At 59.4% G+C, this 25,632-nt stretch carries 23 protein-coding genes; 11 read left to right on the plus strand and 12 right to left on the minus strand.

Annotated features, from left to right (window positions below):
* Positions 1-38: 38 nt before the first annotated feature.
* The 5 genes from ABDX87_RS06325 (at position 39) to ABDX87_RS06345 (ending at position 5,045) form a co-directional block, all read left to right on the plus strand.
* Positions 39-1,367, plus strand: coding sequence for a TRZ/ATZ family hydrolase (locus tag ABDX87_RS06325; protein WP_346832105.1), 1,329 nt, complete (start codon positions 39-41; stop codon positions 1,365-1,367).
* Between the two features lie 67 nt (positions 1,368-1,434).
* Entirely contained in the window at positions 1,435-2,133 is a 699-nt protein-coding gene (gene ubiG, locus ABDX87_RS06330) for a bifunctional 2-polyprenyl-6-hydroxyphenol methylase/3-demethylubiquinol 3-O-methyltransferase UbiG (RefSeq protein ID WP_346832106.1), read from the plus strand.
* Between the two features lie 3 nt (positions 2,134-2,136).
* Positions 2,137-2,808: an N-acetylmuramic acid 6-phosphate phosphatase MupP gene (mupP, locus tag ABDX87_RS06335; protein ID WP_346832107.1), complete on the plus strand. Its 672-nt coding sequence runs from the start codon at positions 2,137-2,139 to the stop codon at positions 2,806-2,808.
* A 219-nt stretch (positions 2,809-3,027) separates the two neighbouring features.
* Positions 3,028-3,774, plus strand: a complete 747-nt coding sequence (locus tag ABDX87_RS06340) for a YciK family oxidoreductase (RefSeq protein ID WP_346832108.1) — start codon at positions 3,028-3,030, stop codon at positions 3,772-3,774.
* A gap of 344 nt (positions 3,775-4,118) precedes the next feature.
* Positions 4,119-5,045 (plus strand): GGDEF domain-containing protein, encoded by a 927-nt coding sequence (locus ABDX87_RS06345; RefSeq protein ID WP_346832109.1) that lies wholly within the window; start codon positions 4,119-4,121, stop codon positions 5,043-5,045.
* Between the two features lie 7 nt (positions 5,046-5,052).
* Here the strand turns inward: ABDX87_RS06345 and ABDX87_RS06350 are convergent, their stop codons facing one another.
* The 7 genes from ABDX87_RS06350 to ABDX87_RS06380 form a co-directional block, all read right to left on the minus strand.
* Entirely contained in the window at positions 5,053-5,850 is a 798-nt protein-coding gene (locus ABDX87_RS06350) for a TenA family transcriptional regulator (RefSeq protein WP_346832110.1), read from the minus strand.
* A gap of 36 nt (positions 5,851-5,886) precedes the next feature.
* Positions 5,887-8,352: an EAL domain-containing protein gene (locus ABDX87_RS06355; RefSeq protein ID WP_346832111.1), complete on the minus strand. Its 2,466-nt coding sequence runs from the start codon at positions 8,350-8,352 to the stop codon at positions 5,887-5,889.
* A 272-nt stretch (positions 8,353-8,624) separates the two neighbouring features.
* Positions 8,625-10,439: an ABC transporter ATP-binding protein gene (locus tag ABDX87_RS06360; RefSeq protein WP_346833713.1), complete on the minus strand. Its 1,815-nt coding sequence runs from the start codon at positions 10,437-10,439 to the stop codon at positions 8,625-8,627.
* Between the two features lie 10 nt (positions 10,440-10,449).
* Positions 10,450-11,052, minus strand: a complete 603-nt coding sequence (locus tag ABDX87_RS06365; RefSeq protein WP_346833714.1) for a DsbA family protein — start codon at positions 11,050-11,052, stop codon at positions 10,450-10,452.
* A 36-nt stretch (positions 11,053-11,088) separates the two neighbouring features.
* Positions 11,089-12,069 carry a rhodanese-related sulfurtransferase gene (locus tag ABDX87_RS06370; protein WP_346832112.1) on the minus strand — a complete coding sequence of 327 codons (981 nt, stop codon included), beginning with the start codon at positions 12,067-12,069 and terminating at the stop codon, positions 11,089-11,091.
* Between the two features lie 319 nt (positions 12,070-12,388).
* On the minus strand, positions 12,389-12,685 hold the full coding sequence (locus ABDX87_RS06375) for a BolA family protein (RefSeq protein WP_062380118.1): 297 nt from the start codon (positions 12,683-12,685) through the stop codon (positions 12,389-12,391).
* Positions 12,686-12,698: 13 nt separating this feature from the next.
* On the minus strand, positions 12,699-13,235 hold the full coding sequence (locus ABDX87_RS06380) for a DUF2059 domain-containing protein (RefSeq protein ID WP_346832113.1): 537 nt from the start codon (positions 13,233-13,235) through the stop codon (positions 12,699-12,701).
* Between the two features lie 261 nt (positions 13,236-13,496).
* Here ABDX87_RS06380 and ABDX87_RS06385 point away from each other — a divergent pair, with 261 nt between their 5' ends.
* The 3 genes from ABDX87_RS06385 to ABDX87_RS06395 all read left to right on the plus strand — a co-directional run bounded on the left by ABDX87_RS06385 (position 13,497) and on the right by ABDX87_RS06395 (position 16,371).
* Positions 13,497-14,891: a class II fumarate hydratase gene (locus ABDX87_RS06385; protein ID WP_346832114.1), complete on the plus strand. Its 1,395-nt coding sequence runs from the start codon at positions 13,497-13,499 to the stop codon at positions 14,889-14,891.
* Complete coding sequence (locus ABDX87_RS06390; protein ID WP_346832115.1) at positions 14,884-15,498, plus strand: NAD(P)H-dependent oxidoreductase; 615 nt, start codon at positions 14,884-14,886, stop codon at positions 15,496-15,498. The genes ABDX87_RS06385 and ABDX87_RS06390 overlap by 8 nt, the downstream gene beginning before the upstream one ends.
* Positions 15,499-16,146: 648 nt before the next feature.
* Positions 16,147-16,371, plus strand: coding sequence for a DUF6316 family protein (locus ABDX87_RS06395; protein WP_346832116.1), 225 nt, complete (start codon positions 16,147-16,149; stop codon positions 16,369-16,371).
* A 3-nt stretch (positions 16,372-16,374) separates the two neighbouring features.
* Here ABDX87_RS06395 and ABDX87_RS06400 read toward each other — a convergent pair whose 3' ends face one another.
* Positions 16,375-16,965, minus strand: coding sequence for a tRNA-uridine aminocarboxypropyltransferase (locus ABDX87_RS06400; RefSeq protein ID WP_346832117.1), 591 nt, complete (start codon positions 16,963-16,965; stop codon positions 16,375-16,377).
* 12 nt (positions 16,966-16,977) lie between these two features.
* Positions 16,978-17,871, minus strand: a complete 894-nt coding sequence (locus ABDX87_RS06405) for a LysR family transcriptional regulator (RefSeq protein WP_081567565.1) — start codon at positions 17,869-17,871, stop codon at positions 16,978-16,980.
* A 187-nt stretch (positions 17,872-18,058) separates the two neighbouring features.
* On the opposite strand from ABDX87_RS06405, the gene speB reads away from it, so the two are divergent.
* The 3 genes from speB (at position 18,059) to ABDX87_RS06420 (ending at position 21,212) form a co-directional block, all read left to right on the plus strand.
* A complete protein-coding gene (gene speB, locus ABDX87_RS06410) occupies positions 18,059-19,009 on the plus strand; it encodes an agmatinase (protein WP_346832118.1) in 951 nt (316 codons plus the stop codon).
* A 268-nt stretch (positions 19,010-19,277) separates the two neighbouring features.
* Entirely contained in the window at positions 19,278-20,657 is a 1,380-nt protein-coding gene (locus tag ABDX87_RS06415) for a sodium:solute symporter (protein ID WP_346832119.1), read from the plus strand.
* 264 nt (positions 20,658-20,921) lie between these two features.
* Positions 20,922-21,212, plus strand: a complete 291-nt coding sequence (locus ABDX87_RS06420; protein WP_346832120.1) for a hypothetical protein — start codon at positions 20,922-20,924, stop codon at positions 21,210-21,212.
* A gap of 153 nt (positions 21,213-21,365) precedes the next feature.
* Here ABDX87_RS06420 and ABDX87_RS06425 read toward each other — a convergent pair whose 3' ends face one another.
* The 3 genes from ABDX87_RS06425 to rmuC form a co-directional block, all read right to left on the minus strand.
* Positions 21,366-21,491, minus strand: coding sequence for a PA1414 family protein (locus ABDX87_RS06425; RefSeq protein ID WP_346832121.1), 126 nt, complete (start codon positions 21,489-21,491; stop codon positions 21,366-21,368).
* 192 nt (positions 21,492-21,683) lie between these two features.
* Positions 21,684-23,135, minus strand: a complete 1,452-nt coding sequence (locus tag ABDX87_RS06430; protein ID WP_346832122.1) for an NCS1 family nucleobase:cation symporter-1 — start codon at positions 23,133-23,135, stop codon at positions 21,684-21,686.
* Between the two features lie 392 nt (positions 23,136-23,527).
* A complete protein-coding gene (gene rmuC, locus ABDX87_RS06435; RefSeq protein WP_346833715.1) occupies positions 23,528-24,892 on the minus strand; it encodes a DNA recombination protein RmuC in 1,365 nt (454 codons plus the stop codon).
* Positions 24,893-25,632: the final 740 nt, after the last annotated feature.

Consider the following 25,632-nt stretch of genomic DNA (forward strand, 5'->3'; position numbering starts at 1 on the left):
TTCGCCGTCCCCGTAATAAGCCATTGGATGCCCGCACCATGCCCGACGCCGCTGCCCCGCTCGACCTCCTGCTTCTGCCGGACTGGCTGGTACCGGTCGAGCCCGCTGGCGTCGTCCTGCAACAGCACGGGATCGGCATTCGCGACGGCGTCATTGCCTACATCGGTCCTAAGGCCGAAGCCCTGCGCCAGCACGCCAGGGAAGTCCGCGAACTGCCCGGCATGCTGCTCAGCCCCGGCCTGATCAACGCCCATGGTCACGCGGCAATGACCCTGTTCCGAGGTCTGGCGGACGACCTGCCATTGATGACCTGGCTGCAGGACCACATCTGGCCAGCCGAGGGCAAATGGGTCGATGAGGACTTCGTTCGCGACGGCACGGATATCGCCATCGCCGAACAGCTCAAGGGCGGCATCACCTGTTTCTCTGACATGTATTTCTTTCCAAAGGTCGCCTGCGAACGGGTCCACAACAGTGGCATTCGGGCACAGATCACGGTCCCGGTGCTGGATTTCCCGATACCCGGTGCTCGTAACGCTGACGAAGCGCTGCACATCGGTGTCGAACTGTTCAACGATCTGGCGCATCACGACCGCATCAAGATCGCCATGGGCCCGCACGCGCCGTACACGGTCAGCGATGAAAACCTGGAGAAGATCCGCGTCATTGCCGACGAGCTCGACGCGATGATTCACATGCATGTCCACGAAACCGCCTTTGAAGTGCATGAAGCGGTCCAACAGCGCCAGGAACGCCCGCTGGCCCGCCTGCAACGCCTGGGCCTGCTGGGCCCACGCTTCCAGGCGGTGCACATGACCCAGATCAGCGATGAAGACCTGGCCATGCTGGTCGAAAGCAACTCCAGCGTGATCCACTGCCCCGAGTCGAACCTGAAACTGGCCAGCGGCTTCTGCCCGGTCGAGCGCCTGTGGCAGGCCGGCGTCAATGTCGCGGTCGGAACCGACGGTGCGGCGAGCAATAATGACCTGGACTTGCTGGGCGAAACCCGTACCGCCGCATTGCTGGCCAAAGCGGTCGCCGGCTCGGCGACCGCGCTGGACGCCCACCGCGCCTTGCGCATGGCAACACTGAACGGCGCGCGCGCCATGGGCATCGAAGGCATCACCGGGTCGCTGGAGATCGGCAAAGCTGCCGACATGGTTGCCTTCGACCTGTCGGGTCTGGCGCAACAGCCGATTTACGATCCCGTCTCGCAGCTTATTTATGCCAGCGGCCGCGACTGCGTCAGCCACGTATGGGTCGCGGGCAAACAATTACTTCAGGACAAACGTCTGACACGCATGGACGAAGAAGCGCTGACCCGAACGGCCAGGGCATGGGGCAATCGCATCGCCGCCGCAGACTGATTTTTTAGCGTTGTCATGGCGACAGGCCGTGACCGAATACCGCATTCAAGCTTTAGAGGGATCACACATGAGCAACGTCGACCACGCCGAAATCGCTAAATTCGAAGCCTTGGCCCATCGCTGGTGGGATCGCAACAGCGAGTTCAAACCGCTGCACGACATCAACCCGTTGCGCGTGAACTGGATCGACGAGCGCGTCAGTCTGGCGGGCAAGAAGGTGCTGGACGTCGGATGTGGCGGCGGCATTCTCAGCGAAGCCATGGCGTTGCGCGGCGCGACGGTGACCGGCATCGACATGGGCGAGGCGCCCTTGGCGGTCGCCCAGCTGCATCAGCTCGAGTCAGGAGTCAGCGTTGAATACCGGCAGATCACGGCGGAAGCGCTGGCCGAAGAAATGCCGGAGCAGTTCGACGTTGTGACCTGCCTCGAAATGCTGGAGCACGTGCCCGATCCGTCCTCGGTCATCCGTGCCTGTTACAAGATGGTCAAGCCTGGCGGTCAGGTGTTCTTCTCTACGATCAACCGCAACCCGAAGGCGTACCTGTTCGCCATCATCGGCGCGGAATACATCATGAACCTGCTGCCGCGCGGCACCCATGATTTCAAGAAATTCATCCGCCCCTCCGAGCTGGGCGCCTGGAGCCGCAGTGCAGGCCTTGAGGTCAAGGACATCATTGGTCTGACCTACAACCCGCTGACCAAGCATTACAAGCTGGCCTCCGATGTCGACGTCAACTACATGATCCAGACGCTGAAGGGGGCCTGACCCATGCGCTTGAGAGCAGTTCTTTTCGACATGGACGGCACCCTGCTCGATACCGCTCCGGACTTCATCGCGATCTGTCAGGCCATGCTGGCCGAGCGTGGTTTTGCGCCGGTCGACGACAAACTGATTCGCGATGAAATCTCCGGGGGCGCCAAAGCGATGGTCTCCGCCGCCTTCGCGATGTCGCCGAACGAGCCGCAGTTCGAGGCGCTGCGCCTTGAGTTTCTGGAGCGCTATCAGAAGGACTGCGCGGTCCACAGCAAACTGTTCGACGGCATGGCGGAACTGTTGGCCGATATCGAGAAGGCAAAACTGATCTGGGGCGTGGTCACCAACAAGCCGGTGCGCTTCGCTCAGCCAATCATGGAACAACTGGGGCTGTCGGAGCGTTCGGCGGTGCTGATCTGTCCCGATCACGTGACCAAAAGCAAGCCGGATCCTGAGCCGCTGCTGCTGGCCTGCAAGATGCTGGACCTGGACCCGGCCAGTGTCTTGTTCGTCGGCGACGACCTGCGGGATATCGAATCCGGTCGGGATGCAGGCACCAAGACCGCGGCCGTGCGTTACGGCTACATTCATCCGCACGACAACCCGGATCACTGGGGCGCGGATGTGGTGGTGAATCACCCGCTGGAATTGCGCCGCGTGCTGGATAATGCGCTCTGCGGTTGTTGAGATCGCGTCTAAACACGAAACCTTGTAGGAGCGTGGCTTGTCCCGCGATCTGCCGCGAAGCGGCAGTAAAATCAGTCGCCCGCGTCTTGCCAGGTACACCGTATTCGCCGGGTCTGCTGCCGCTGCGCGGCAGATCGCGGGACAAGCCACGCTCCTACGCCTTCGGCAGAAACAGATATATGCCGACCGTGCGTTTAGGGAGAACTGAAAGGAGGCCCCATGTTCAACTACTCTGCCCGCCCCGAACTGCTCAAGGACCGCGTCATTCTGGTCACCGGCGCTGGCCGCGGAATTGGCGCTGCGGCCGCGAAAACCTATGCGGCCCACGGCGCGACCGTTCTGCTGCTGGGCAAGACAGAATCGAACCTCACGGCGGTCTACGACGAGATCGAAGCTGCAGGTCATCCACAGCCTGTCGTCATACCCTTCAATCTGGAAACCGCCCTGCCCCATCAGTACGACGAACTGGCGGCCATGATCGAGGCCGAGTTCGGGCGCCTCGACGGCTTGTTGCACAACGCGTCGATCATCGGCCCGCGTACGCCGATCGAGCAGTTGTCCGGCGAGCACTTCATGCGCGTGATGCACATCAACGTCAACGCGACGTTCATGCTCACCGCCACTCTCTTGCCGCTGCTGAAGCTGTCGCAAGACGCCTCGGTGGTCTTCACCTCCAGCAGCGTGGGGCGCAAAGGCCGTGCGTACTGGGGCGCTTATGGCGTGTCCAAGTTCGCCACTGAAGGCCTAATGCAAACGCTGGCCGACGAGGTCGACGGCGTCGCATCGGTTCGCGCCAACAGCATCAACCCCGGCGCCACCCGCACCGACATGCGCGCCCAGGCGTACCCGGCAGAGAACCCGCTGAACAACCCGACACCTGAAGAGATCATGCCGGTCTACCTTTACCTGATGGGCCCGGACAGCACCGGCATCAACGGCCAGGCGTTCGACGCGCAGAAGAAATGATGTCCTCTCAGACGCACGACCTGTGGGAGCGAATTCATTCGCGAGGGGCGAGTACATCCAATAGAGCATCACCGGCTGTATAACCGTCTCGCGAATGAATTCGCTCCCACAGGAGACCCGGAACCTCACCGCCCTTTATCCACTCGGCGGTTTTCCGTCGCCTCTTTGTAGTCCATTCGCGTGTAAACCGGTACGTTAGTCAATCCAAAGGCGCGGACACCCCGGGTTTTCGCGAGCGCATGTGCTAACCCTTTGATTTATTTGACGATCTACTCCGGAGAACGAATTGGCACGAGTTTCGCTCTACCGACATCAGGCCCGATGAGAGGCGCAGGAGCGAAAACATGAGTTTTCCGACAAGTACCAACGCCATTGATTTTGACAGCGCGAGGCTTCAACGCTTTGGCTTCGCGCCTGCGCACGGGTTCGCGCATCAACCACTGGACTATGAACAGCTGCAGCGCAGGCTTGAATTGCAACTGCAAACCAGCCTGGAAGCGGACAAGATTCTGGCGATGTTCTTTCAGAGCGTGCAGCAGTTCATTCCTCTTAAGGCGCTGAACTACAAGCACGTGGGAACAGACTTGCGTCTGGAATTTGGGGAGCGTTCGCGGCATAACGCCAGCTACTGCATCACCCATGACGGCGAACAGATGGGGGAACTGGCGTTTCAACGAGACAGACGCTTCGCCGAGCAAGAACTGACGCAGCTGGAAGCCCTGCTCGCGACCCTGCTCTACCCGCTGCGTAACGCTCTGCTGTACCGCAACGCGAACCTGAGCGCCCTGCGTGATCCATTGACCGGCGCGGGCAATCGCATTGCCATGGAACAGTCGCTGACGCGGGAAGCTGAAATTGCCCGACGCCAACAGCAGCCTCTGTCGGTGCTGATGCTGGATATCGACCATTTCAAAGGGATCAACGATACCCACGGGCATGCCACGGGCGATGTTGTGCTGAGGGGCGTTGTGGACGCGATCAAGGATCGTCTGCGCAACATCGATCAGGTGTTCAGGTTTGGCGGGGAGGAGTTTTTGATCGTGCTGACCAATACCGGTCGTGAGTCAGCTGCGCTGGTAGGCGAACGCCTGCGCAACGCCGCACTGCAACTCACGTATCCGGTCAATGGAAGGCCGGTGGAACTGACGGTCAGCCTGGGCTGCTCGACGCTGCTGCCGGGGGAATCCCCCGACAGCTTGTTGCGCCGCGCCGACACCGCCCTGTATGCCGCCAAACGTCAGGGCCGTAACCGGCTGGAAATGGCAGGTTAAGAGCGGCTCAGGCGCGAACCGCAAACCGGCGCTCGCGCATCGGCGCGTTTGCCTCCTGCGGCTGCTCCAGGACCATGCACCGTTCCAGAAACAGGTACATGTACTCGTAACTCTTGCACACTGCCATTCTCAGGTCCGCCTGCAACTGCTCGCTGGGATTGTTACCGGCCAGCGTGCAGATGATCTCCAGGGCTTCCCAAGGGTGGGAGTCGTCGTACTGCGCATGCATCTTCAACCACTTCATGGCGCGCTTTCGCAGATCCGGCGGGAACATATCTGCGTATGTCTCTTGCGAACATACGACAGCAGACCATTCGCCGGTCGCGCCTTCAATGGCGTAGTTAGTGGCTGCGATCGCGACAACCAACGGCTCCGATGAACAGCTGTGCCAGCACCAGTGATTGAGTGCGTGCAACTCTGACGGAACGCGTTGCGCTTGCAGGTCCTCCAGCGTGACCCCGTGGGCCGCGCTCCAGTTCACCCAGTAATCGGCATGATTGAGCTCCACCCGAATATTGCGCATCAGCCAGCGACGCGCCATGTCTTCGCCCGGATGACGGGCAAAACGGGTTTTGGTCAGGTTATGCGCCATGTAGACCGCAAACTGTTCAACAACAGGCCATCCACCAATCAGGTACTGGCGCATGGTTCTCGAACTGAGCCGCCCATCTCTCATACGTTGATAAAGTTCATGCCCTACCACGCGTGCCTTGGCTTCGCTGCAATCCTTGATCAACTGCTGCGCCCAAGCGGGGTAACTGCTGGCATCCATCAGCGGACCGGTTCTTATGAACATATCGATCACTGTGTAGCTCCTTATGTTGTGTTGCATCGAGGTTATTCAGCGAAAAGTCCCGGGTGCGCTGAACAACATTGGGGTCTGCCTCGCGGGCCGTGCGTGCAGACATTCACAGGTGAATAATTGCGGTCGCTCGATAACGTACCCCTGAGCGTAGTCCACACCGATTTCCAATAACGCCTGCTCTATCTGTGGGCTTTCAACGAACTCAGCGATCGTCTGTTTGCCCATTACGTGCCCGATATGGTTGATCACTTCCACCATCGCCCGGTTGACCGGATCGTCGAGCATGTCTTTTACGAAGCTGCCATCAATCTTCAAATAATCCACAGGCAAGTGCTTCAAGTATGCGAATGACGACATGCCTGCACAGAAGTCATCCAGTGAAAAACGGCATCCCAGACTTTTGAGTTCGTTAATGAACCGAATAGCACTGCCCAAATTGGCGATCGCACTGGTTTCGGTGATTTCGAAACAGATAAGTTCAGGAGGTATTGCGTAGATTTGGAACTGCTGTCGCAAATATTCGAGAAAAGCGTCGTCACCGATGCTGGTGCCGGACAGATTGATTGCGCAGGTGGCCATGGGCCCGGTTCGGTGGTTGTCCATCAGGCAATCGGCAATGATCTTGAAGACGTTTTGCACCACCCAACGATCCAGCGTGGTCATCATCCCGTAGCGCTCGGCGGCCGGGATGAAGCTGTCCGGCAGGATCATGCGCCCTGACTCGTCGCGCAGCCGCAGCAGGATCTCTACGTGGCCGTTGCTGTGGGCCGCGTCGCGACTCAACGCCGCGATCTCCTGTGAGTACAGGCAGAAGCGATTGTCTTCCAGCGCCATGTGCAGGCGTTGAATCCAGGCCATTTCGCCGAAACGGGTGGACAATTCCGAGTCGTCGTCGTGATAGACCTGTACCCGGTTGCGACCTTTTTCCTTCGCCATGTAGCACGCCATGTCAGCCGCACGCAGCGAAGCTTCCAGGGTGGTAGGCGCGTCAGACACATGAACCAGGCCGACGCTGACGGTCGTCATGAACGGTCGCCCCTTCCAGACAAAATGCAGGCTCTCGACCGTCTGACGCAGGCCTTCGGCGATCTTCTCGGCAGCCTCCGGTGAACAATGCTCGAGCAGAATGCCGAACTCGTCGCCGCCCAGACGCGCCAGTGTGTCTCCCTCCCGAATGCCCTGTTGCAGCAATGCACAGATGTGCCTGAGCAGCTCATCGCCCGCCGCGTGGCCGCTGGTGTCGTTGACCAGCTTGAACTGATCCAGGTCCAGGAACATTACCGCGTGGCGTCCCGGCAGGTGAGTCAGTCCATTCAGCGCCAATTCCAGTCGGTATTCAAATTCGCGACGGTTGGCCAAGCCCGTCAGGGCATCGTGGGTTGCCTGCCACGACAGATTGGCGATGTACTGCCGCTCCTGGGTCATGTCGTGCAGCACCAGGACGGCGCCGCTGACCTTGCCTTCGGTGCGAATGGGCGAGCCGACCAGCGCCACCGACACCGTACTGCCGTCAAGCCGCTGAATCAGTTTTGAGTTTTCACTGCCACCGCCCAACTTGCCGCCGAGAATGTGCTCGATCAGGGTGGAGCTGTCTTTCTGGTCGTTCTCATCGAGCAGGTTGAACAGCGCCGCCAGGGGAAGTCCGACCGCCTGGTCGGTTTTCCAGTGCGTCATCTGCTCGGCCGCCGGGTTCATGTACGCGATGGCGCCATCGACATCGGTGGTGATCACGCCGTCGCCAATAGACTCCAGCGTGATTTGCGCCCGCTCCTTCTCCATCTGCAACGCCGTGGCAAAGGCATGGCGCTGCTCAAGCAGTTTGTGGGTGCGCAGCAGCGCCAGGATAATCAGCAGCACCGCCGTGGCGAGGTTCACCGCCAGCAGGATTCGCAAAATGACGCGCGACCCCTCGCCCAGCGCGTTGCTGAAGGCCATGGCCGCGGGCGTCACGCCCTCGTTGATCGCGTTGATCCGCTGCCGCCAGGCCAGCACGTCGCCGTTGGTGGCGGTGCCTTCGAGAATGCGGCCGTGCATTTCGCGGGCGACTTCATCGAGTTGAACGAGGTAGTTGTCACCGATCTTCCAACGATCGATGGCCTTCTCCAGATAGCTGAAATGCCGGAAATTGAGATAGAGCCAGATGATGCCCTGCGCATCGTCAGGATGGTTACCACCCTGCAGGATGCCTGCAGTCGCGCGTGCTATGTCGGGAACCGGTTGATCCATCGCCACTCGCAGGTCGTGTCCGCCCTGGGGGATGGCGATGGCCTGCTGGTATTTCAGGTAGTTGATCTCGTCGCGACTGTTGGCATAGAGATTCAAATAATAGATAGCGTCCTTCTGGCCCTTGGACCAAAGGCTTTCCCCGCCAACATAACTGCGCACAGCCGACATCATGTACAGGCTGACGCAGCCGAGCAGCGCCTGCAGCAGCACCACCGCGATAAATGGCCAAACGATACCGAGAAGACGAGGCTTCTCCAGGATCCGCTTTTGCTTCATGGTGTCCCTTTCATCAGCACTGCCAGTACTCACTCCCTTCGTTCAGGCGACCTTCCTGACCAGACAAGGGACTCGGCTAATTTCCACGATGCAGCGGGGTAATACTCACATCTCGTACAAGACCTTAGGCGTTAACCTGGACCGGAGAGACGTAAATATGACGCTTTTCACACTTTCCTGAAATACACGGGTCAAGCATAGCCTAAGAATTGACGTGTTCCACTGGCGATACGCCATTTAGGACTCGTTATGCAAAAAACCGACAAGATGTATCAGAGCTGTTGCAGGTGTCCGTAGAGACGTGCATACAGCCCGCCGTCAGCAATCAGTTGTTGATGGTCGCCATCCTCGGCGATGCTGCCGCCATCGAACACCAGGACCCGGTCTGCTTGCTTCACCGCCGACAGGCGATGCGCAATGATCAGCGTGGTCCGGCCACTGAGAAAGCGATTCAACGCTTGATGCAGGTTGTACTCGGTCGCGGCGTCCAGTGCCGAGGTCGCCTCGTCGAGGATCACCACCTTGGGATCGGCGAGCACCATGCGAGCGATCGCCAGGCGCTGACGCTGGCCGCCGGACAGCCGCACCCCGGAACGCCCGACGACACTGTCCAGCCCCTGCGGAAGCGCGCGAATGGTCGCGTCCAGCTGAGCGATTTCCAGCGCCTGCCAGCACGCCTCATCGCTGCGCTCGCGACCCATCGCCAGGTTGGCCCTGACGGTGTCGTTGAACAATGCAGGGTGCTGCAACACGACCGCCACGTGCTCTCTAACGGTTTCAAGCCCGATGTCCTGCAGGGTAGCGCCACCGAAACGGATGGTCCCGGCCTTGGGGCTGTAGAGGCCCAGCAGCAATTGCACCAGGGTGCTCTTGCCCCCGCCGCTGGCGCCAACGATTGCCACTTTCTCACCGGGTGTGATCGACAGGTCCAGATGATCGAGGACCAGCTCCTCGTTGTAGCCGAAGCACAGGCCACTCACGTCGATGCTGACAGTCTCACGCCCCACGAAGGGATTGAGCTTCCCTTCGTACTGAGGCTCGTCGGCGCGCGCCAGCAGTTCGTTAATGCGCGTCAGCGCGCCGCCCGCCGCATAGAACGCGTATTGCAGATTCAGCAATTGCTCAACGGGACCGATCATGAACCACAGGTAGCTGAAGACAGCGAGCATGTGTCCAATGGACAGGTCGGAAAACAGCACGGTGAGCATTGCCGCTGCGCGAAAGATATCGATGCCGAACTGGAACAACAGGCCACTGGCACGGCCCGACGCATCGCTCTTCCACTGCGAGGCGACGGCAAAATCGCGCACTTCTCTGGCCCGCAAGTCCAGACGGCCGAGGAAATAACCCTGCCGGTTGCCGGCACGGATTTCCTGAATGGCGTCCAGGGTTTCGGTCAGCGCCTGGGTAAAACGCGAGGTGCTGTCGTTCTCCAGCTTTTTGAGGTGTTTGACGCGCTTGCCCAGCTTGACCGTGGCGTAAATCACCAAGGGGTTGAAGAGCAGGATCAACAGCGCCAGCTGCCAGTGCATCCAGACCAGAATCGCCGCGGTGCCGGTCAATGTCAGCATGGCGACGAGGAATTTGCTGAGGGTTTCGCCGACGAACTTGTCCACCGTATCCAGATCGGTGACCAGATGGGCGGTGACGGTCCCGCTGCCCAGACTTTCGTACTCGCCCAGCGAGATACGCTTGAGTCGTTCGATCAGTCGGATGCGGATGCGATAAACGATGTCTTTGGCCAGCCCGGCGAACAGGCGCGCCTGAATCACGTTGAACAGCAACGCACCGAGCCGCAGACATAGCGTCGTGACCAGCATCAAGCCAATGTAGCCCACGGGCTTGTGGAGGCTGGCGGGCAGGAACTGGTTCATGAAAATCAGCGCGGTGTCGCCCTTCCCCAGCAACACCTCGTCCACCAGTAACGGCAGGAGCAAAGGAATCGGCACCGAGCAGAGCACCGCCAGTACGGCGACTCCGTTAGCGATCCATAGCGCTTTTTTGTGCCGGAGGGCAAGACGACGAATCTGCTGCCAATCCAGGCGATCCGTCTGGACAGCATCTGCGGTGTGAGCGGAGCTTTCTATCTCGTGGGAATCACGCACTGGCTGCGCGCTCCAGCCAACGGCTGAGCATGGGCGCCAGTTCTTCCAGCGATTGGTAACCGTTGGTCAGCAGAGCCAATTGGCCGTTACGTTCGGCCAGCAAGGTGGGGAAACCGGCGATGCCGAGGTCCTGCACCCAAGAGAAATCGGATGCCGTGGCGGCATGCTGTTCCGCGCTGTCGAAGGCATCGGCGAACTCGATGCGTGGCAAACCGGCTTTTTCCGCCAACTCCGCCAGCACCGACGCCTTGGTGACATCACGCCCCTCAAGGTAAAACGCGTGCTGAATCTCCTTGACCAGTTTCCAGGCGACGTCTGGCGCCAGACTGCGCGCCGCGACGATGGCACGGCACGCGGGTTCGGTGTCATAAACGAAGCCATCGGGCAACGCGCCCTCGAACTGAAACGCCTGGCCGGTGGTGTCGTGCACCGCCTGCCAGTGCTCAAGGATGTAACGACGGGTGTTCGGTTCAAGTGCCGCCCCGCTGCCGGTGCGCAAGCCGCCCACCACCAGATGCAACGGCAGGCCCGCCGCCTTCGCCTGTTCGACCAATGCGTCCGCCAAGGGTGCAAACCCCCAGCACCACGAACACATCGGGTCCATCACGTAGAGCAGGCGGGCGTGCATGGGTCAGGCCTCGTTGGTCTGTTTTTCGTGGGTCTGTGCTTCGTTGCCATCCAGCAGACGATAATTACGGCCGATCGGGTGCGGCTGGTTACGCGCCTTCGCCAGTTCGATCTGCTTTTGCCGGTCGATGGCGCTGCGGCGGGTTTTCTCGCTCAGCGTATCCCAGCAATGGGGGCAACTGACACCGGGCGAGTAGTGTTCACTGGCCCGGTCTTCAGCACTGATCGGCGTGCGGCAGGCATGACATTGATCGTAGTCGCCTTCGGTCAGGTCATGACGTACGGTCACGCGGTTGTCGAACACGAAGCAGTCGCCCCGCCACCGGCTTTCTTCCTGCGGCACTTCTTCCAGGTATTTCAGGATGCCGCCCTTGAGGTGATACACCTCTTCGAAGCCTTCGCCAAGCATGTAGCTCGAGGCTTTTTCACAGCGGATCCCGCCGGTGCAGAACATTGCGACTTTCTTGTGCCTGGCCGGATCGAAGTTGGCTTTGATGTATTCGGGGAACTCACGGAACGTGGTGGTTTTCGGGTCAATGGCGCCCTCGAACGTCCCGATGGACACTTCGTAATCGTTACGGGTGTCGATCAGCAGCACTTCCGGATCGGCGATCAGGTCGTTCCAGTCCTGCGGCTCGACGTAGGTGCCGACCGCTTTGTTCGGGTCTACGCCTTCGACGCCCAGGGTGACGATTTCTTTCTTGAGTTTGACTTTGGTGCGATAGAACGGCTGCTCGTCGCAATACGACTCTTTGTGATCGATGTCGTCCATGCGCGGATCGTTCTTCAGCCAGGCCATCAGCCCGTCGATGCCTTCGCGGCTGCCGGAAACGGTGCCATTGATGCCCTCTTCGGCAATCAGCAGCGTGCCTTTGATGCCGTTGTCGACCATCGCCTTGAGCAACGGCTCGCGCAGCTCGACGTAGTCCGAAAGGGTGACGAATTTGTACAGCGCCGCGACGACGATGGGTGCGGTTTGGGTCATGTTGCGTCTCCAGGTGGTGACCCTCGCAAAGGGCCTACCGGATGAAAATTCAGGTGAAAGCGTGCCGACCCGGCAACGCGGCGCGGATTCTAGCAAAAATCGGAGGGAAGCAGACAGAGAGGTGGATCAGCGGAGAATGATGCAGGTCAACAGAAGTGCCTCAGGCGTGCAGCTTGCCTGTGGGAGCGAATTCATTCGCGAAAAACAGAGCAGGCGACGCGGATGCATGGACTGGAACACTGTCTCGCGAATGAATTCGCTCCCACAGGGAAACGCATTCATCCACGAAGACGGGCCGAAACCGGGTTACGTACCCCGCTCAGTCATGTCCACCGGCGCAGGTCGGCGAAGCCGGCGCAGCGCCGAGCTTCGACCATTCTTCCGGGGTGTAGGTGTGCAGCGCCAGCGCATGGAACTCACCCATCAAACCGCCCAGCAGGCCGTAGACCTTCTGGTGACGCTTGACGGCGTTGAGGCCAGCGAACTGCTCGCTGACCACCACCGCTTTATAGTGAGTGTCCGAGCCACGACTGTGCATGTGGCTTTCGTTGAGCACCTGAAGGTACTCGGGCTGAAAGACCGCCAACGCGGATTCGATTCGCTGTTGCATGCTCATGTCGTGATTTCGCTTATGGCTTCTTGGCAGGGGCAGCCGGTGCGGTGCCTTTGGCGCCAGCAGGTACCAGCTCTTTGGTCATGGACTCCAGCAGACCGGTCACCACAGGCACTGCAGGCTGCAGTTTTTCCTGGGTCATCTGGAACGATTGCTGGCTGATCTGTGGCATCTTGGCCTGGACTTTCTTGCCCAGCGGCGACTGATAGAAGGCAACCAGGTCTTTCAGCTCGGATTCGGTGAAGTTATCGGTGTACAGCTTGACCATGTCAGGCTGCAGTTTGTCCCAGCCAATGGCTTTGTCCAACGCAGCATTGGCCTTGGCCTGATAGCTTTCCAGCACCGCTTTCTTGGAATCAGGGGCTTTGGTTTCGGCGAAACGCTGGGCGAACATTTGCTGCGCTTGCATGTAAATCGGCGCACCCAACTGATCGGCATGGGCCAGTTTGAGGAACGCTACAGCGCTGGCTTCATGGCTGGCGGTGGCGGCGAGAACCTGGCCGCTGGCGCATGCCAGAGCGACCGCAGCACAGATGGCGCGAAGACGGGTCATCGAGTTTCCTTATCTAGCAGGCGAGGCTGAACCCCAAGGCCGAGCATTCTGCGCCCCTTTTCGCCTTGCGCTCAACCCCCGGTGCTACGAGCGGTTAAATAGCCGCCACATGGCACGGGCTTGCCATGAAGGTTTCACGCGACCAGATCTTGCGTTTTGTCGCACACTAGAGGCTCATGTTCTTACCGCGCAGCCCGTACCGGGAACCGAACCCGCTCCGCGGGTACTAAACTGCGCTAACGATCTTAAGGAGTGAGTCCAGTGAGCCGTACCGAAACCGACAGCATAGGTCCGATCGAAGTCCCCGAAGACGCTTACTGGGGGGCACAAACTCAACGATCCCTGATCAACTTCGCCATCGGCCAGGAACGCATGCCGTTGCCGGTGCTTCACGCCCTGGCGCTGATCAAGAAAGCGGCGGCCCGCGTCAACGACCGCAATGGCGACCTGCCTGCCGACATTGCCCGCCTGATCGAACAGTCCGCCGATGAGGTGCTTGGTGGCAAGCTCGACGACCAGTTCCCGCTCGTGGTCTGGCAGACCGGCAGTGGTACGCAGAGCAACATGAACGTCAACGAGGTCATCGCCGGACGGGCCAACGAGCTGGCTGGCAACGGTCGCGGCGGCAAGTCGCCGGTCCATCCGAACGATCACGTCAACCGCTCTCAGAGCTCCAACGATTGCTTCCCGACCGCCATGCACATCGCGGCGGCGCAAGCGGTAAAAGAGCAGTTGCTGCCCGCCATCGCCGAGCTCTCCTCGGGGATCGCCGAACAGTCGTCGCGCTACATGACCCTGGTGAAAACCGGCCGTACGCACATGATGGACGCGACCCCGATCACCTTCGGTCAGGAGCTGTCGGCCTACGTGGCACAGCTCGACTATGCCGAAAAGAGCATTCGTGCGGCCCTCCCCGCTGTCTGCGAACTGGCTCAGGGCGGCACCGCCGTCGGCACCGGCCTCAATTCTCCGCATGGTTTTGCCGAAGCGGTGGCCGCTGAACTGGCGGCTTTGTCGGGGTTGCCGTTTGTCACAGCACCCAACAAATTCGCCGCGCTGGCAGGTCACGAGCCGTTGACCGCACTGTCCGGCGCACTGAAAACCCTGGCCGTGACGTTGATGAAAATTGCCAACGACCTGCGCCTGCTGGGTTCGGGCCCGCGTGCCGGTCTGGCAGAAGTCAAATTGCCCGCCAACGAACCTGGCAGCTCGATCATGCCTGGCAAGGTCAACCCGACGCAGTGCGAAGCACTGTCGATGCTGGCGTGCCAGGTCATGGGCAATGACACCACGATTACCTTCGCGGCCAGTCAGGGTCACCTGCAACTGAACGTGTTCAAACCGGTGATCATTCACAACCTGTTGCAATCGATCCGGTTGCTGGGCGACGGCTGCCGCAACTTCAACGAACACTGCATCGCGGGCATGGAGCCTGACGCCGGGAAGATGGCTGAGCACCTGGAGCGCGGCCTGATGTTGGTCACGGCGCTGAACCCACATATCGGTTACGACAAATCCGCGCAAATCGCCAAGAAAGCCTACAGCGAAGGGCTGACCCTGCGCGAAGCTGCGCTGCAACTGGGCTTCCTCACGGACGCCGAGTTCGACGCCTGGGTCCGTCCGGAGAAGATGCTCGAGGCCGGTAGCAATGGCTGAGCCGATCAGCGGCGCCACCCCACTGGAAGGGTATGGCAAACGCATCCTGATGGTCATCGGTACGCCGAAGACCATCAGCCTGGGTCACGCGCTGGGTGAGGCTTATGCCCAAGGCGCGCGGAGTCAGGGTCATGTGGTGCGCGTGCTGAAGCTGGAAGAACTGGATTTTGACCCGGTGCTGCGTGGCGGCTATGAATCAAGTCAGACGCTGGAGCATGATCTGCTGGAGGCTCAGCGAGAGATTCATTGGGCCCAGCATCTGGTGTTCGTTTATCCGGTCTGGTGGGGCGGGCTCCCCAGCCTGCTCAGTGGATTCTTCGACCGGGTGTTCATGCCCGGTTTCGCCTTCAAGGCCCACGGCCGTCATCATCCGTCGAACGAGCTGCTCAAGGGCCGGACCGCCGAGTTGCTGGTGACGCTGGACACGCCTTCACGCTACTTTCGCTGGGTGCTCAAAGCCCCGGCGCATCGGCAGATGACGAAGGCGATTCTGGAGTTCTGCGGGATCAAAACCACCCGCCTAACGGAATTTTCCCCGGTTCGCACGTCGACCGAGGAACAGCGGCAGCAGTGGATTCATCAGGCTGAAGCGCTGGGTAAACGCTGACCCCTCATCGTGTGAAAGCCAGTCATCCTCACAACACCGCAATACCTGTAGGAGACGTCCGAGGTTACGAGGGCAGCGAATGCGGTGAATCAGTCGACATCCTCATCACTGACCCACCGAATTCGTCCGAACGCGGCCCGCAGCAAGCCGGCTTATATGGTGTGTATTTCCACCATTTGAGGTGATGCTGAGGGTTGGGTTTGTCCTAACGTCCAAACTGTTCCGCCTTCGGCGGGTTACTTGATAACTCCAAGTAACCAAGGTTCTGGACTGACACCATTGGTTTGAGAACCATAGAATTTCCCAAAGACGGTGTAAAAGCCGCAAATCCCCATCACACCGCAGTCCCTGTAGGAGACGTCCGAGGTTACGAGGGCAGCGAAAGCGGTGTATCAGCCAACATCTTTATCGCTGACGTACTGCATTCGTCCAACCGCAGTCCACAGCAAACCTGTTCCTGGCGTGTGACCGTGCATTTCATTGAACCGAGCTCACCGCCCTGCATCCAACGCCTGCAGTTCGGAGTAAAGTGTCATTCGGCCAGCCGATTTTTCCGTCTCACGCTGTGGAGAAATCGTTGGGCAGCCGGACACAGGTTTAGCCGTCCTGAATCGTTTTTCAACCATCCTCCCCAGCGCGGAGAAGGCTATGTTAAGCAAGCGTGAGCAAGATCCCGAGACCGCCGTGCACTTTCGCAGCGACCGCGTCTCTCGCGTCAACGGCCTGTATTTTTTCAGCACCCGGGAAAACACCCTGGAAGGCCCTTTTTTCAGCAAAGAGGACGCCGCGCGGGAGACGGAAGCGTATATCCGACGCATGCAGGGCGCGCGACTTTCACAGGCTGAGCACCCTTCGTCCTCCCTTAATGGCTGACCCTCAGGAATGATTGCGGCGAAACGTCTGCTCCCCCATCGCCGCAATCTGTCCTTCGATCAACGCATCGAACGGCGTTAGCAGCGGCTCGAACGAACGATCCGGTTCCAGCGTGCGCAGCGCGTGGGTAATCGCTTCCAGGGTGGACAACGCCTCAGCGCCCGGTGCCTTGCGCAACCGGTAACGCGAGGGCGGTGGATTGTCCAGCGTCACTCGCGGCAAAGCAGCCAAGAGTGGATTGAGGTGCAGCAGTTTGCGGGCCTTGCGCCAGGTGCCGTCGGGAATCACCAGCAACACGGGTTCCGCCTCGTCCGCTTGCGCGATGAGGGTCGTCGCGCCCTCCCCCGGAAATAACAGCCTGGCCTGATAACCCGGCACGTCGAGCAGCGTCTCAAGATCGTCGAACACCTCGCCCACGACCAACTCGGCATTGTTCAAGCCCAGCACCGCAAGGCGCGCCGTGTTCAAGGCGTGATTGACCTCGCTGGGGTGCTGCAGGATCAGCACGCGGGTGCGACTGTCGAGGGCGGGAATCAGTGCGCACAAGCAATGATTCTCGGGACGCAGGCAACGCTCACAGCGAGCACGGGACATGGGCAGGGCCTCTTAAAGCGGGTTGAGCTGCGCTTTGAGCAGGTCGCGGAAGGTCTGAATCAGAGGCTCGCGGCTCCGTCCCCGGCGCAGGATCATCGAGAATGGCGCCTGGTAGCCGAACGTCGCTGGCAACAGCACACGCAGATGCCCGGAGTCGACCCAGGACTGTGCGTAATGCTCTGGCAGATAACCGATGTACGCACCGGAAAGCACCAGAATCAGTTGCGCCTCCATACTCTCCACAGTGGCAGCACTGTGTTTGAAACCGTGCCGGGCCAGTTCCGCCTGACTCCAGTAACCACGACCGACCATGCGCTGCTGAGTGATCACCGGCTCCGGGATCCGCCGTTCGGCAAACAACGGGTGGCGGCTACTGCAATACAGCCAGTGCTGTTCGCGGTAGAGCGGCTGATAGAGCAGACCGTTCATGCGCGTGGAAAAAGAACCGATGGCCAGGTCCAGCCGGTTATCCAGCACACCCAGCTGCAGTTCATAAGGGCTCATCACCGAGAGGTGCAAATGCACGGCCGGGTGCTCTTCGCTGTACGCGCCGATCACCTCTGCAAACGGCAGCGCCCGATCACTGACCGTCGAGTCCAGCACCCCAAGGTTCAACGTTCCGCGCAGCTCGCCCTTGAGCGCTGCCGCATAGAGCTCGAAACCCTCAAGCTCACCCAGCAGGCGCAAGGTTTCCTGATGGAACAACTCGCCCTTGCTGGTCAGACTGAAACCGCCCCGACCACGGTGGCACAAGACGATACCCAGCGCCGACTCGAGCTGACTCATGTACGTGCTGATCGCCGACGTCGACAGATTGAGTTCCTGTTGCGCGCTGGCAAAGCCCTGATGGCGCACCACACAGACGAAGATACGCAGCAGTTTCAGATCGGGTAGTGCGTTGGCCATGATGGTTCCGGGACAGGTTGTCGCTGTAGCAATTCGCGCAGCTTACCCGATACTTCAGAAATCTCTGAACTAAGTATTTTGCCTCAGCGATTGTTCGCAGCCCGCGCGGTTCGCAGAATCGGCACAGCTTCTGCAACGCACGACGTGCTTCCAACAATTATTAATCACCCACCGATGAGGCAATCCCGTGGACAAGATTTTCCACCAACCACTGGGCGGCAACGAAATGCCGCGCTTCGCCGGCATCGCCACCATGATGCGTCTGCCACACCTGCAATCGGCCGAGGGCCTTGATGCCGCCTTTATTGGCGTGCCATTGGACATCGGCACGTCGCTGCGGGCGGGCACCCGCTTCGGACCTCGCGAAATCCGCGCCGAATCGGTGATGATCCGTCCGTACAACATGGCCACGGGCGCTGCGCCTTTCGATTCCCTTTCCGTTGCCGACATCGGCGACGTGGCGATCAACACCTTCAATCTGCTGGACGCCGTTCGCATCATCGAAGAAGCCTACGACGGCTTTCTCGAACACGGCATCATCCCGCTGACGCTGGGTGGCGACCACACCATCACCCTGCCGATCCTGCGTGCCATCCACAAGAAACACGGCAAGGTCGGCCTGGTCCACATCGACGCCCATGCTGACGTCAACGACCACATGTTCGGCGAGAAGATTGCCCACGGCACAACGTTCCGCCGCGCAGTGGAAGAAGGCCTGCTCGATTGCGACCGTGTGGTGCAGATCGGTCTGCGCGCTCAGGGTTACACCGCGGAAGACTTTAACTGGAGCCGCAAACAGGGCTTCCGCGTGGTGCAGGCTGAAGAGTGCTGGCACAAGTCGCTGGCGCCATTGATGGCTGAAGTGCGCGAGAAAGTCGGCGGAGGCCCGGTGTACCTGAGCTTCGACATCGACGGCATCGACCCGGCTTGGGCGCCAGGCACCGGCACGCCGGAAATTGGCGGTCTGACCACCATTCAAGCCATCGAAATCATCCGTGGCTGTCAGGGCCTCGACCTGATCGGTTGCGATCTGGTAGAAGTCTCGCCGCCTTACGACACCACCGGTAACACCTCGCTGCTGGGTGCCAACCTGCTGTACGAAATGCTCTGCGTGCTGCCGGGTGTGGCGCACCGCTGAAAGATTGAGGTCCGTCGCTGGCCCAAGGCCTCAATGAGGGATGGCTGGCGAACCCGAATCCGGTGGGAGCGAATTCATTCGCGAAAAATGGTTCAGGCGATGGAAATGAATTGCCCTACCGGCCCTTCGCGAATGAATTCGCTCCCACGGGTTCAACTCAGCGCAGACCTGCGAACCAGACTGAATAAAAATTCACCCGCTGACTGCCCGCGCCGTCTCAGCCGGATGAAGTGCGATTCACTATAAAAACAATGATCGGAGACACCCCATGGCTTTAGATATTTTTGTCGTGCTGATTTACGCAGCCGGCATGCTGGTGTTGGGCTGGTATGGCATGCGCAAAGCCAAGACCCATGAAGATTATCTGGTTGCCGGTCGCAACCTCGGCCCCAGCCTCTATATGGGCACCATGGCCGCCACCGTTCTGGGCGGCGCTTCCACCGTCGGCACCGTTCGCCTGGGTTACGTGCATGGCATTTCCGGTTTCTGGCTCTGTGCCGCACTGGGCCTGGGCATCATCGCGCTTAACCTGTTCCTCGCCAAACCGCTGCTCAAGCTGCGTATCTTCACCGTCACCCAGATCCTCGAAAAGCGCTACAACCCGATGGCCCGTCAAGCCAGCGCCGTGATCATGCTCGCCTACGCGCTGATGATCGGCGTGACCTCCATCCTCGCCATTGGCACCGTCATGCAGGTGCTGTTCGATCTCCCGTTCTGGCTGTCGGTCGTGTTGGGCGGTGGCGTGGTCGTCGTGTATTCGACTATCGGCGGCATGTGGTCGCTGACCCTGACCGACATTGTCCAGTTCGTGATCAAGACCGTCGGCTTGATGTTCATCCTTTTGCCGATCTGCCTGTACCGCGTGGGCGGCTGGGACGAGCTGGTCGCCAAGCTGCCCGCGTCGAGCTTCAGCTGGACCACCATCGGCTGGGACACCATCATCACCTACTTCCTGATCTACTTTTTCGGCATCCTGATCGGTCAGGACATCTGGCAGCGCGTGTTCACTGCCCGTACCGAAAAAGTCGCCCAATACGCCGGTTCCGTGGCCGGCATTTACTGCATCGTCTACGGCCTGGTCTGCGCCCTGATCGGCATGGCGGCGCACGTCTTGCTGCCTGACTTGAGCAACGTCAACACCGCATTCGCCGCGATCGTCAAAGCTGCCCTGCCAGACGGCATCCGCGGCCTGGTCATCGCCGCCGCGCTCGCCGCCATGATGTCCACCGCCAGCGCGGGCCTGCTGGCAGCGTCCACCACGCTCACCGAAGACCTGCTGCCGAAACTGCGTGGCGGCAAGCAATCGAGCCTGGGCATCAACCGTCTTTTCACGGCCCTGACCGGCCTGGTTGTGCTGGCGATTGCGCTGGTGGTCAATGACGTCATCAGCGCGCTGACGCTGGCGTACAACCTGCTGGTGGGCGGCATGCTGATCCCGTTGATCGGCGCGATCTACTGGAAACGCGCCACCACGGCGGGTGCGATCACCAGCATGACCCTGGGTTTTATCACGGCACTGGTATTCATGTTCAAGGATGGCCTGGACGCCAACACACCGATCTACTACAGCCTGGCGGTAGGTCTGGTGAGCTTTGTACTGGTGAGCCTGGTATCGCCACGCCCGGTCGCGTTGCCCCGTACAGCGTGATTGCGCAATCGCCTCAGGCGTAACGCGTCTGAAACACATCAGGGTGCCTTCGGGCACCCTTTTTTATTCGCCGTTACAAAAAATCGGCACGAACGAAGCAATCCCATCCCCGAAAGTTGGACTAGCCTTGATCAGGACAGCACGATGGCAAGGGGCCGTAACAGTGCGTTAATAAGGGAGAAGTGACCGTTCAGGCTGTCCCGCGACAACCCTCTGTTTTTGAAGTCGGGGTGATTTTCGAATACGTCAAACCAGAGGATTGCCATGAACCGTACCGAGGTCAAACAGCACGTTATCGATACACTCGGAAAAATCCTTGTCGACAAGTCCCTGATCCAGGAGAAAGACGACGCTCTGTTGAGTGAGCTGGTGCTGGACGAGGAAGATTTCACCGAGTTCTTCACCAGTCTGCAGGCCGACTTCAACATCGTTCTGCCGCATCGGATCAAGGCCGATATCTCCCACCTTCCCGAACATTCGGCTTACAGCCAATTGACGCTTCAAGGTCTGGTCGACTTGATACTGACGCAAATGAAAGGCAGGAAACATCATTGAACGCAGATGCGTTCGATTCCGGTATGAGTGGAGTGTGCGAGGAAACGTCGCCGACTCAATCCGTGGCGAATCGTCTGACTACCCAAGCGGGGAGCCTTGGCGGGCTATCGGGCGATAGCACCGCTGTCAGTTACGTTGAGATCTGACCTGAGATCAGCGGCGCGGACGACGACGCTCTTCATCATCGCTACGCACAGGAATGGGCTGCAATTTTGGCCGCTCTATCAAACCCAATGCGACACCCACGTCGTGAAGCCATTCTTGCAATTTACTGTTCATATAACGCCCCCTTCAGGGAAATACCCGGCAGCCAACTTCTGATCCACCTAAGCAGATCATAGTGCTAAGTCGCACTTTACGCCTGCTACCGAGTGTCGCGGCAGGAAATTTTCCCTTTCTTTACGTTAAGACATTTCAGAGCCAGGAAAACCGACGCCGTGCGACCCGCGGCGGCGGTCCATCGAAAACGTTTCAGCCAGCCACCGCCGTGGACATCGTCACCCCTTCATGGGCCTGGCTGTATCGGGCAAACAGGAAGAACAAGCCGCCGCCGAGAAAGCAGCCCGTGAACCAGGCGAAGTTCGCCATTGGCTGCAGCGCCGGGATGAAGGTGATTGCGATGCCTGCCAGTGTCGCCAGAATCAGCGCCTTGACGGCGGTGTAGTTAACGCCGCCGTTGTACCAGTACCGGCCGGTCGGACCGTCGTTGAACAGGGCATCCACGTCGATTTGTTGTTTCTTGATGAGGTAGTAGTCCACCAGCAGAATGCCGAACAGCGGGCCGATGAACGCCGCCAGGACGTCGAGCGTGTAGTGGATCACTTGCGGGTTATTGAACAGGTTCCACGGTGTGATGAAGATCGACGCCACGGCCGCGATCATGCCACCCACTCGCCAGCTGATCTTGCTGGGTGCGACGTTGGCGAAGTCAAACGCCGGGGATACAAAGTTGGCGACAATGTTGATACCGATGGTGGCCGTCACGAAGGCGAAAGCGCCCAGCAATACCGCCACGTTGTTGTCGATCCGCGCCACGGTGGCGATCGGGTCGTGCAGCATTTCGCCGAACACCGGTAACGTGCCTGAAACGATGACCACCGTTACCAGCGAGAACGCCAGGAAATTCACCGGCAAGCCCCAGAAATTGCCCCGGCGTACCTCAGACATGCTGCGGCAATAGCGACTGAAGTCGCCGAAGTTGAGCGTCGGGCCGGAGAAGTAGGACACCACCAGCGCGGTGGCCATGATCACTTGCGAAAACGCTTCCCAGCCCGTCAGCGACTTCTCGGACAGCGTGAAGCTGATGTTCGCCCAACCGGCTTTCCAGACGATCCATCCTGCCAGCAGGAACATCACGGCGTATACCACGGGGCCGGCCCAATCGATGAAGCGACGAATCGAGTCCATGCCCGTCCAGAAGACTGCGGCCTGCACCACCCACAAGGCCAGGAAACCGAACCATCCCAGGTAGGAAAGCCCCGCGAACTGGGATTCAGCGTAAACCGACATCTGCGGGAAAAAACGCAGCACCACAATGATCAACGCACTGGACGCCAGGTAAGTCTGAACGCCGTACCACGCGACCGCGATCAGGCCACGAATCACGGCCGGAATGTTTGCACCGAACACGCCGAACGCCAGTCGGCAAATCACCGGGTACGGCACGGCCGCTTGCTGGCTTGGTTTGGCGAGCAGATTGGCGATCACCTGAATAATGCAGATGCCGACCAGCAGCGCGATCAGCACTTGCCAACTGGCCAGTCCCAGCGCGAACAGGCTGGCGGCAAATACATAACCGCCGACGCTGTGCACGTCACTCATCCAGAACGCAAAAATGTTGTACCAGGTCCACTTCTGCGGCAGTGGCCCCAGGTCCTGGTTGTACAAGCGGGGGCTGTAACCTTTGGGCATTGGCTCGGTCATCGCAATTCTCCCTGTGAGGACGAACGGGCTCCCGGAACAGCACTGCCGACACACTGCGTACGGGAGCGCGTGTGGGTTGTATACGAATCAATAGGCAGAATGCGTGCCATGGCGTTTTTTTGAACGCCAAATTATTTCTAAATAGCGGTTTTCAAAGCGCTGACAGGGTGTGAATGAGCGTACAGCCGACATTGGGACGGACACCGTGGCGCACGTTCGCAGTGCAGCCGTGCCTGATGGCGGTGCGAAATTGGGAATAATTTCCGAACCACCCAAAGGTTGTATACAAAGATCTATTTAATTGTCTGAATCAAAGCCGGAGTTTCATTTCACATCGACGGTGGCGATGGTGAATCGCCCCGTTCGGTCAAGCCAATGCCTTAACAGCAGATTCAATCCGGCAACTGCACCAGTCCGTCTTCATCGGTCATCGCGCGTTCAAGCAAATCGGCTGGCAGATTCTTGCTCGCCCGAGCGCCCAAGAGCTTCAGTTGCTCGCTACGACTGACAAGGTTGCCGCGTCCTTCGACCAGCTTGTTCCGCGCTGCACCGTAGGCTTTGTCCAGCTGCTGCAAGCGACTGCCGACCTCGTCCAGATCCTGGATGAACAGCACGAACTTGTCATACAGCCAGCCCGCTCGTTCGGCGATCTCTCGTGCATTCTGACTCTGACGCTCCTGTTTCCACAGGCTGTCGATGACACGAAGCGTGGCCAGCAGGGTGGTCGGGCTGACAATGACGATGTTGCGATCAAAGGCATCCTGAAACATGGTCGGTTCGGCCTGCAGCGCCGCCGAAAAAGCTGCTTCAATGGGTACGAACAGCAAGACGAAGTCCAGGCTGTGCAAACCTTCCAGCCGTTTATAGTCTTTACCGGACAACCCTTTGACGTGATTACGCAGTGACAGGACGTGCTGCTTCAGCGCGGCCTGCGCGATCACGTCGTCGTCGGCCGAGACATACTGCTGATAAGCCGTCAGGCTGACCTTGGCGTCCACAACGACCTGTTTGTCGCCTGGCAGCATGATCAGCACATCGGGTTGGAAGCGCTCGCCATCCGGACCTTTCAGACTGACCTGCGTCTGGTACTCGCGGCCCTTCTCAAGGCCGGCGTGTTCAAGCACCCGTTCAAGAATCAATTCTCCCCAGTTACCCTGGGTTTTCTGGCCCTTAAGGGCGCGGGTGAGGTTGGTTGCCTCATCGCTCAAGCGCTGATTGAGCTGTTGCAGGCGCTCCAGTTCCTTGCCGAGGGAGAACCGCTCGCGTGCTTCCTGTTGATAGCTCTCTTCCACACGTTTCTCGAACGACTGGATGCGCTCTTTAAGCGGGTTGAGCAACTGCCCCAACTGCTGCTGGCTGGTCTCCGCGAAACGCTGCTCACGCTCATCGAAAATTTTCCCTGCCAACTCGGCAAACTGCGCGCGAAGTTCATCCCGCGAGCCCTGCAGGTCATTCAGGCGTTGCTGGTGGCTCTCTTGCTGCTCACGCAGTTCGGCGTTGAGTGACGCGCACTGCGAATCCAGGCGACGTAATTCGACTTCCTTGTTGCTGCGCTCCTGCGCCCAGTCTGCCTGTGCCTGACGCGCCGCGTCATGTTGCTGGCGCAGCAACTCCACCTCACGGCGCAACGCTGCAAGATCCGCCTGTTTGACGGCATTGGCCTGGCCCAGATCGCTGATTTCATCGCGGCAAGCATCGAGCTGCGCGTTAAGCCCGTCCTGAGCCATCTGCGCGTTGCTCAAGCGCTCGTCGAGCAACGCCGACTCTGCCTCTTGCAACGTCACGCGGCGCTGCAGTTGCCACGCCAGCGCCAGCAGCGGCACCGCCGCCGCACCCAATCCCAGCAACAGGCTGGTGAGGTCCAAAGCCATCAACATTTCCCGACTCCACAATTCATGCTGGCGGCATTATGCGCAGAAGCGGACATGAATTCAGATTCCGATTCAGTGATCGAGGCGTGAAAGCAATGAGAAATGAGCGGCGAGAAAGAAAGCGTCGTTCAGCTTCGCAAAGGCGCGGACTAGAGCAACCCAATGGGACAATCCACAGAACCTGTGGATAACTCAGTGGACAACGCCCCTTTAACCCCCGCAAACGCAGGTAGAATGGGGCCTGCGTTCAAACTGACGATTTTTTCACCAACAAAAAAAAGCGATGCTTTTCATTGACTTAATAAATCGTTGCCTGAAATCAGCCTCTTACGAGCGAATATGACAGTAAGATGGCAGCTAAACGCGTTAATGTGCACAAGTCAATTCCCCATCGCTATAAGCGACGCTTCGAGCAGCGTCAGTCGTATCTTAACCCTCGAAAATGCGGCAAATAGCCACCTAAGCACTGCGCATCGCGACGCTTTTTTTAACAGCGCCCTTCCCTTCGGCTGTCAAATCCGTTAGCATCGCCGCCGTTAGTACCAAGCTGAAAGTCAATTCTGATCGAACAAATCCCCCAGCCATGATTTGCTGCTGAGCAATCAGACTGAAAAAAGGGATCGATC

Source organism: Pseudomonas abietaniphila (genome assembly GCF_039697315.1).
Classification (GTDB): Bacteria; Pseudomonadota; Gammaproteobacteria; order Pseudomonadales; family Pseudomonadaceae; genus Aquipseudomonas; species Aquipseudomonas abietaniphila_B.

Bases quoted from the DNA above. Each gene is read 5' to 3' on its own strand.
- ABDX87_RS06325 (WP_346832105.1), top strand. From the start codon at position 39: ATGCCCGACGCCGCTGCCCCGCTCGACCTCCTGCTTCTGCCGGACTGG.
- ubiG (WP_346832106.1), top strand. From the start codon at position 1,435: ATGAGCAACGTCGACCACGCCGAAATCGCTAAATTCGAAGCCTTGGCC.
- mupP (WP_346832107.1), top strand. From the start codon at position 2,137: ATGCGCTTGAGAGCAGTTCTTTTCGACATGGACGGCACCCTGCTCGAT.
- ABDX87_RS06340 (WP_346832108.1), top strand. From the start codon at position 3,028: ATGTTCAACTACTCTGCCCGCCCCGAACTGCTCAAGGACCGCGTCATT.
- ABDX87_RS06345 (WP_346832109.1), top strand. From the start codon at position 4,119: ATGAGTTTTCCGACAAGTACCAACGCCATTGATTTTGACAGCGCGAGG.
- ABDX87_RS06355 (WP_346832111.1), bottom strand. From the start codon at position 8,352: ATGAAGCAAAAGCGGATCCTGGAGAAGCCTCGTCTTCTCGGTATCGTT.
- ABDX87_RS06365 (WP_346833714.1), bottom strand. From the start codon at position 11,052: ATGTGTTCGTGGTGCTGGGGGTTTGCACCCTTGGCGGACGCATTGGTC.
- ABDX87_RS06370 (WP_346832112.1), bottom strand. From the start codon at position 12,069: ATGACCCAAACCGCACCCATCGTCGTCGCGGCGCTGTACAAATTCGTC.
- ABDX87_RS06375 (WP_062380118.1), bottom strand. From the start codon at position 12,685: ATGAGCATGCAACAGCGAATCGAATCCGCGTTGGCGGTCTTTCAGCCC.
- ABDX87_RS06380 (WP_346832113.1), bottom strand. From the start codon at position 13,235: ATGACCCGTCTTCGCGCCATCTGTGCTGCGGTCGCTCTGGCATGCGCC.
- ABDX87_RS06390 (WP_346832115.1), top strand. From the start codon at position 14,884: ATGGCTGAGCCGATCAGCGGCGCCACCCCACTGGAAGGGTATGGCAAA.
- ABDX87_RS06395 (WP_346832116.1), top strand. From the start codon at position 16,147: ATGTTAAGCAAGCGTGAGCAAGATCCCGAGACCGCCGTGCACTTTCGC.
- ABDX87_RS06400 (WP_346832117.1), bottom strand. From the start codon at position 16,965: ATGTCCCGTGCTCGCTGTGAGCGTTGCCTGCGTCCCGAGAATCATTGC.
- ABDX87_RS06405 (WP_081567565.1), bottom strand. From the start codon at position 17,871: ATGGCCAACGCACTACCCGATCTGAAACTGCTGCGTATCTTCGTCTGT.
- ABDX87_RS06415 (WP_346832119.1), top strand. From the start codon at position 19,278: ATGGCTTTAGATATTTTTGTCGTGCTGATTTACGCAGCCGGCATGCTG.
- ABDX87_RS06420 (WP_346832120.1), top strand. From the start codon at position 20,922: ATGAACCGTACCGAGGTCAAACAGCACGTTATCGATACACTCGGAAAA.
- ABDX87_RS06425 (WP_346832121.1), bottom strand. From the start codon at position 21,491: ATGAACAGTAAATTGCAAGAATGGCTTCACGACGTGGGTGTCGCATTG.
- ABDX87_RS06430 (WP_346832122.1), bottom strand. From the start codon at position 23,135: ATGACCGAGCCAATGCCCAAAGGTTACAGCCCCCGCTTGTACAACCAG.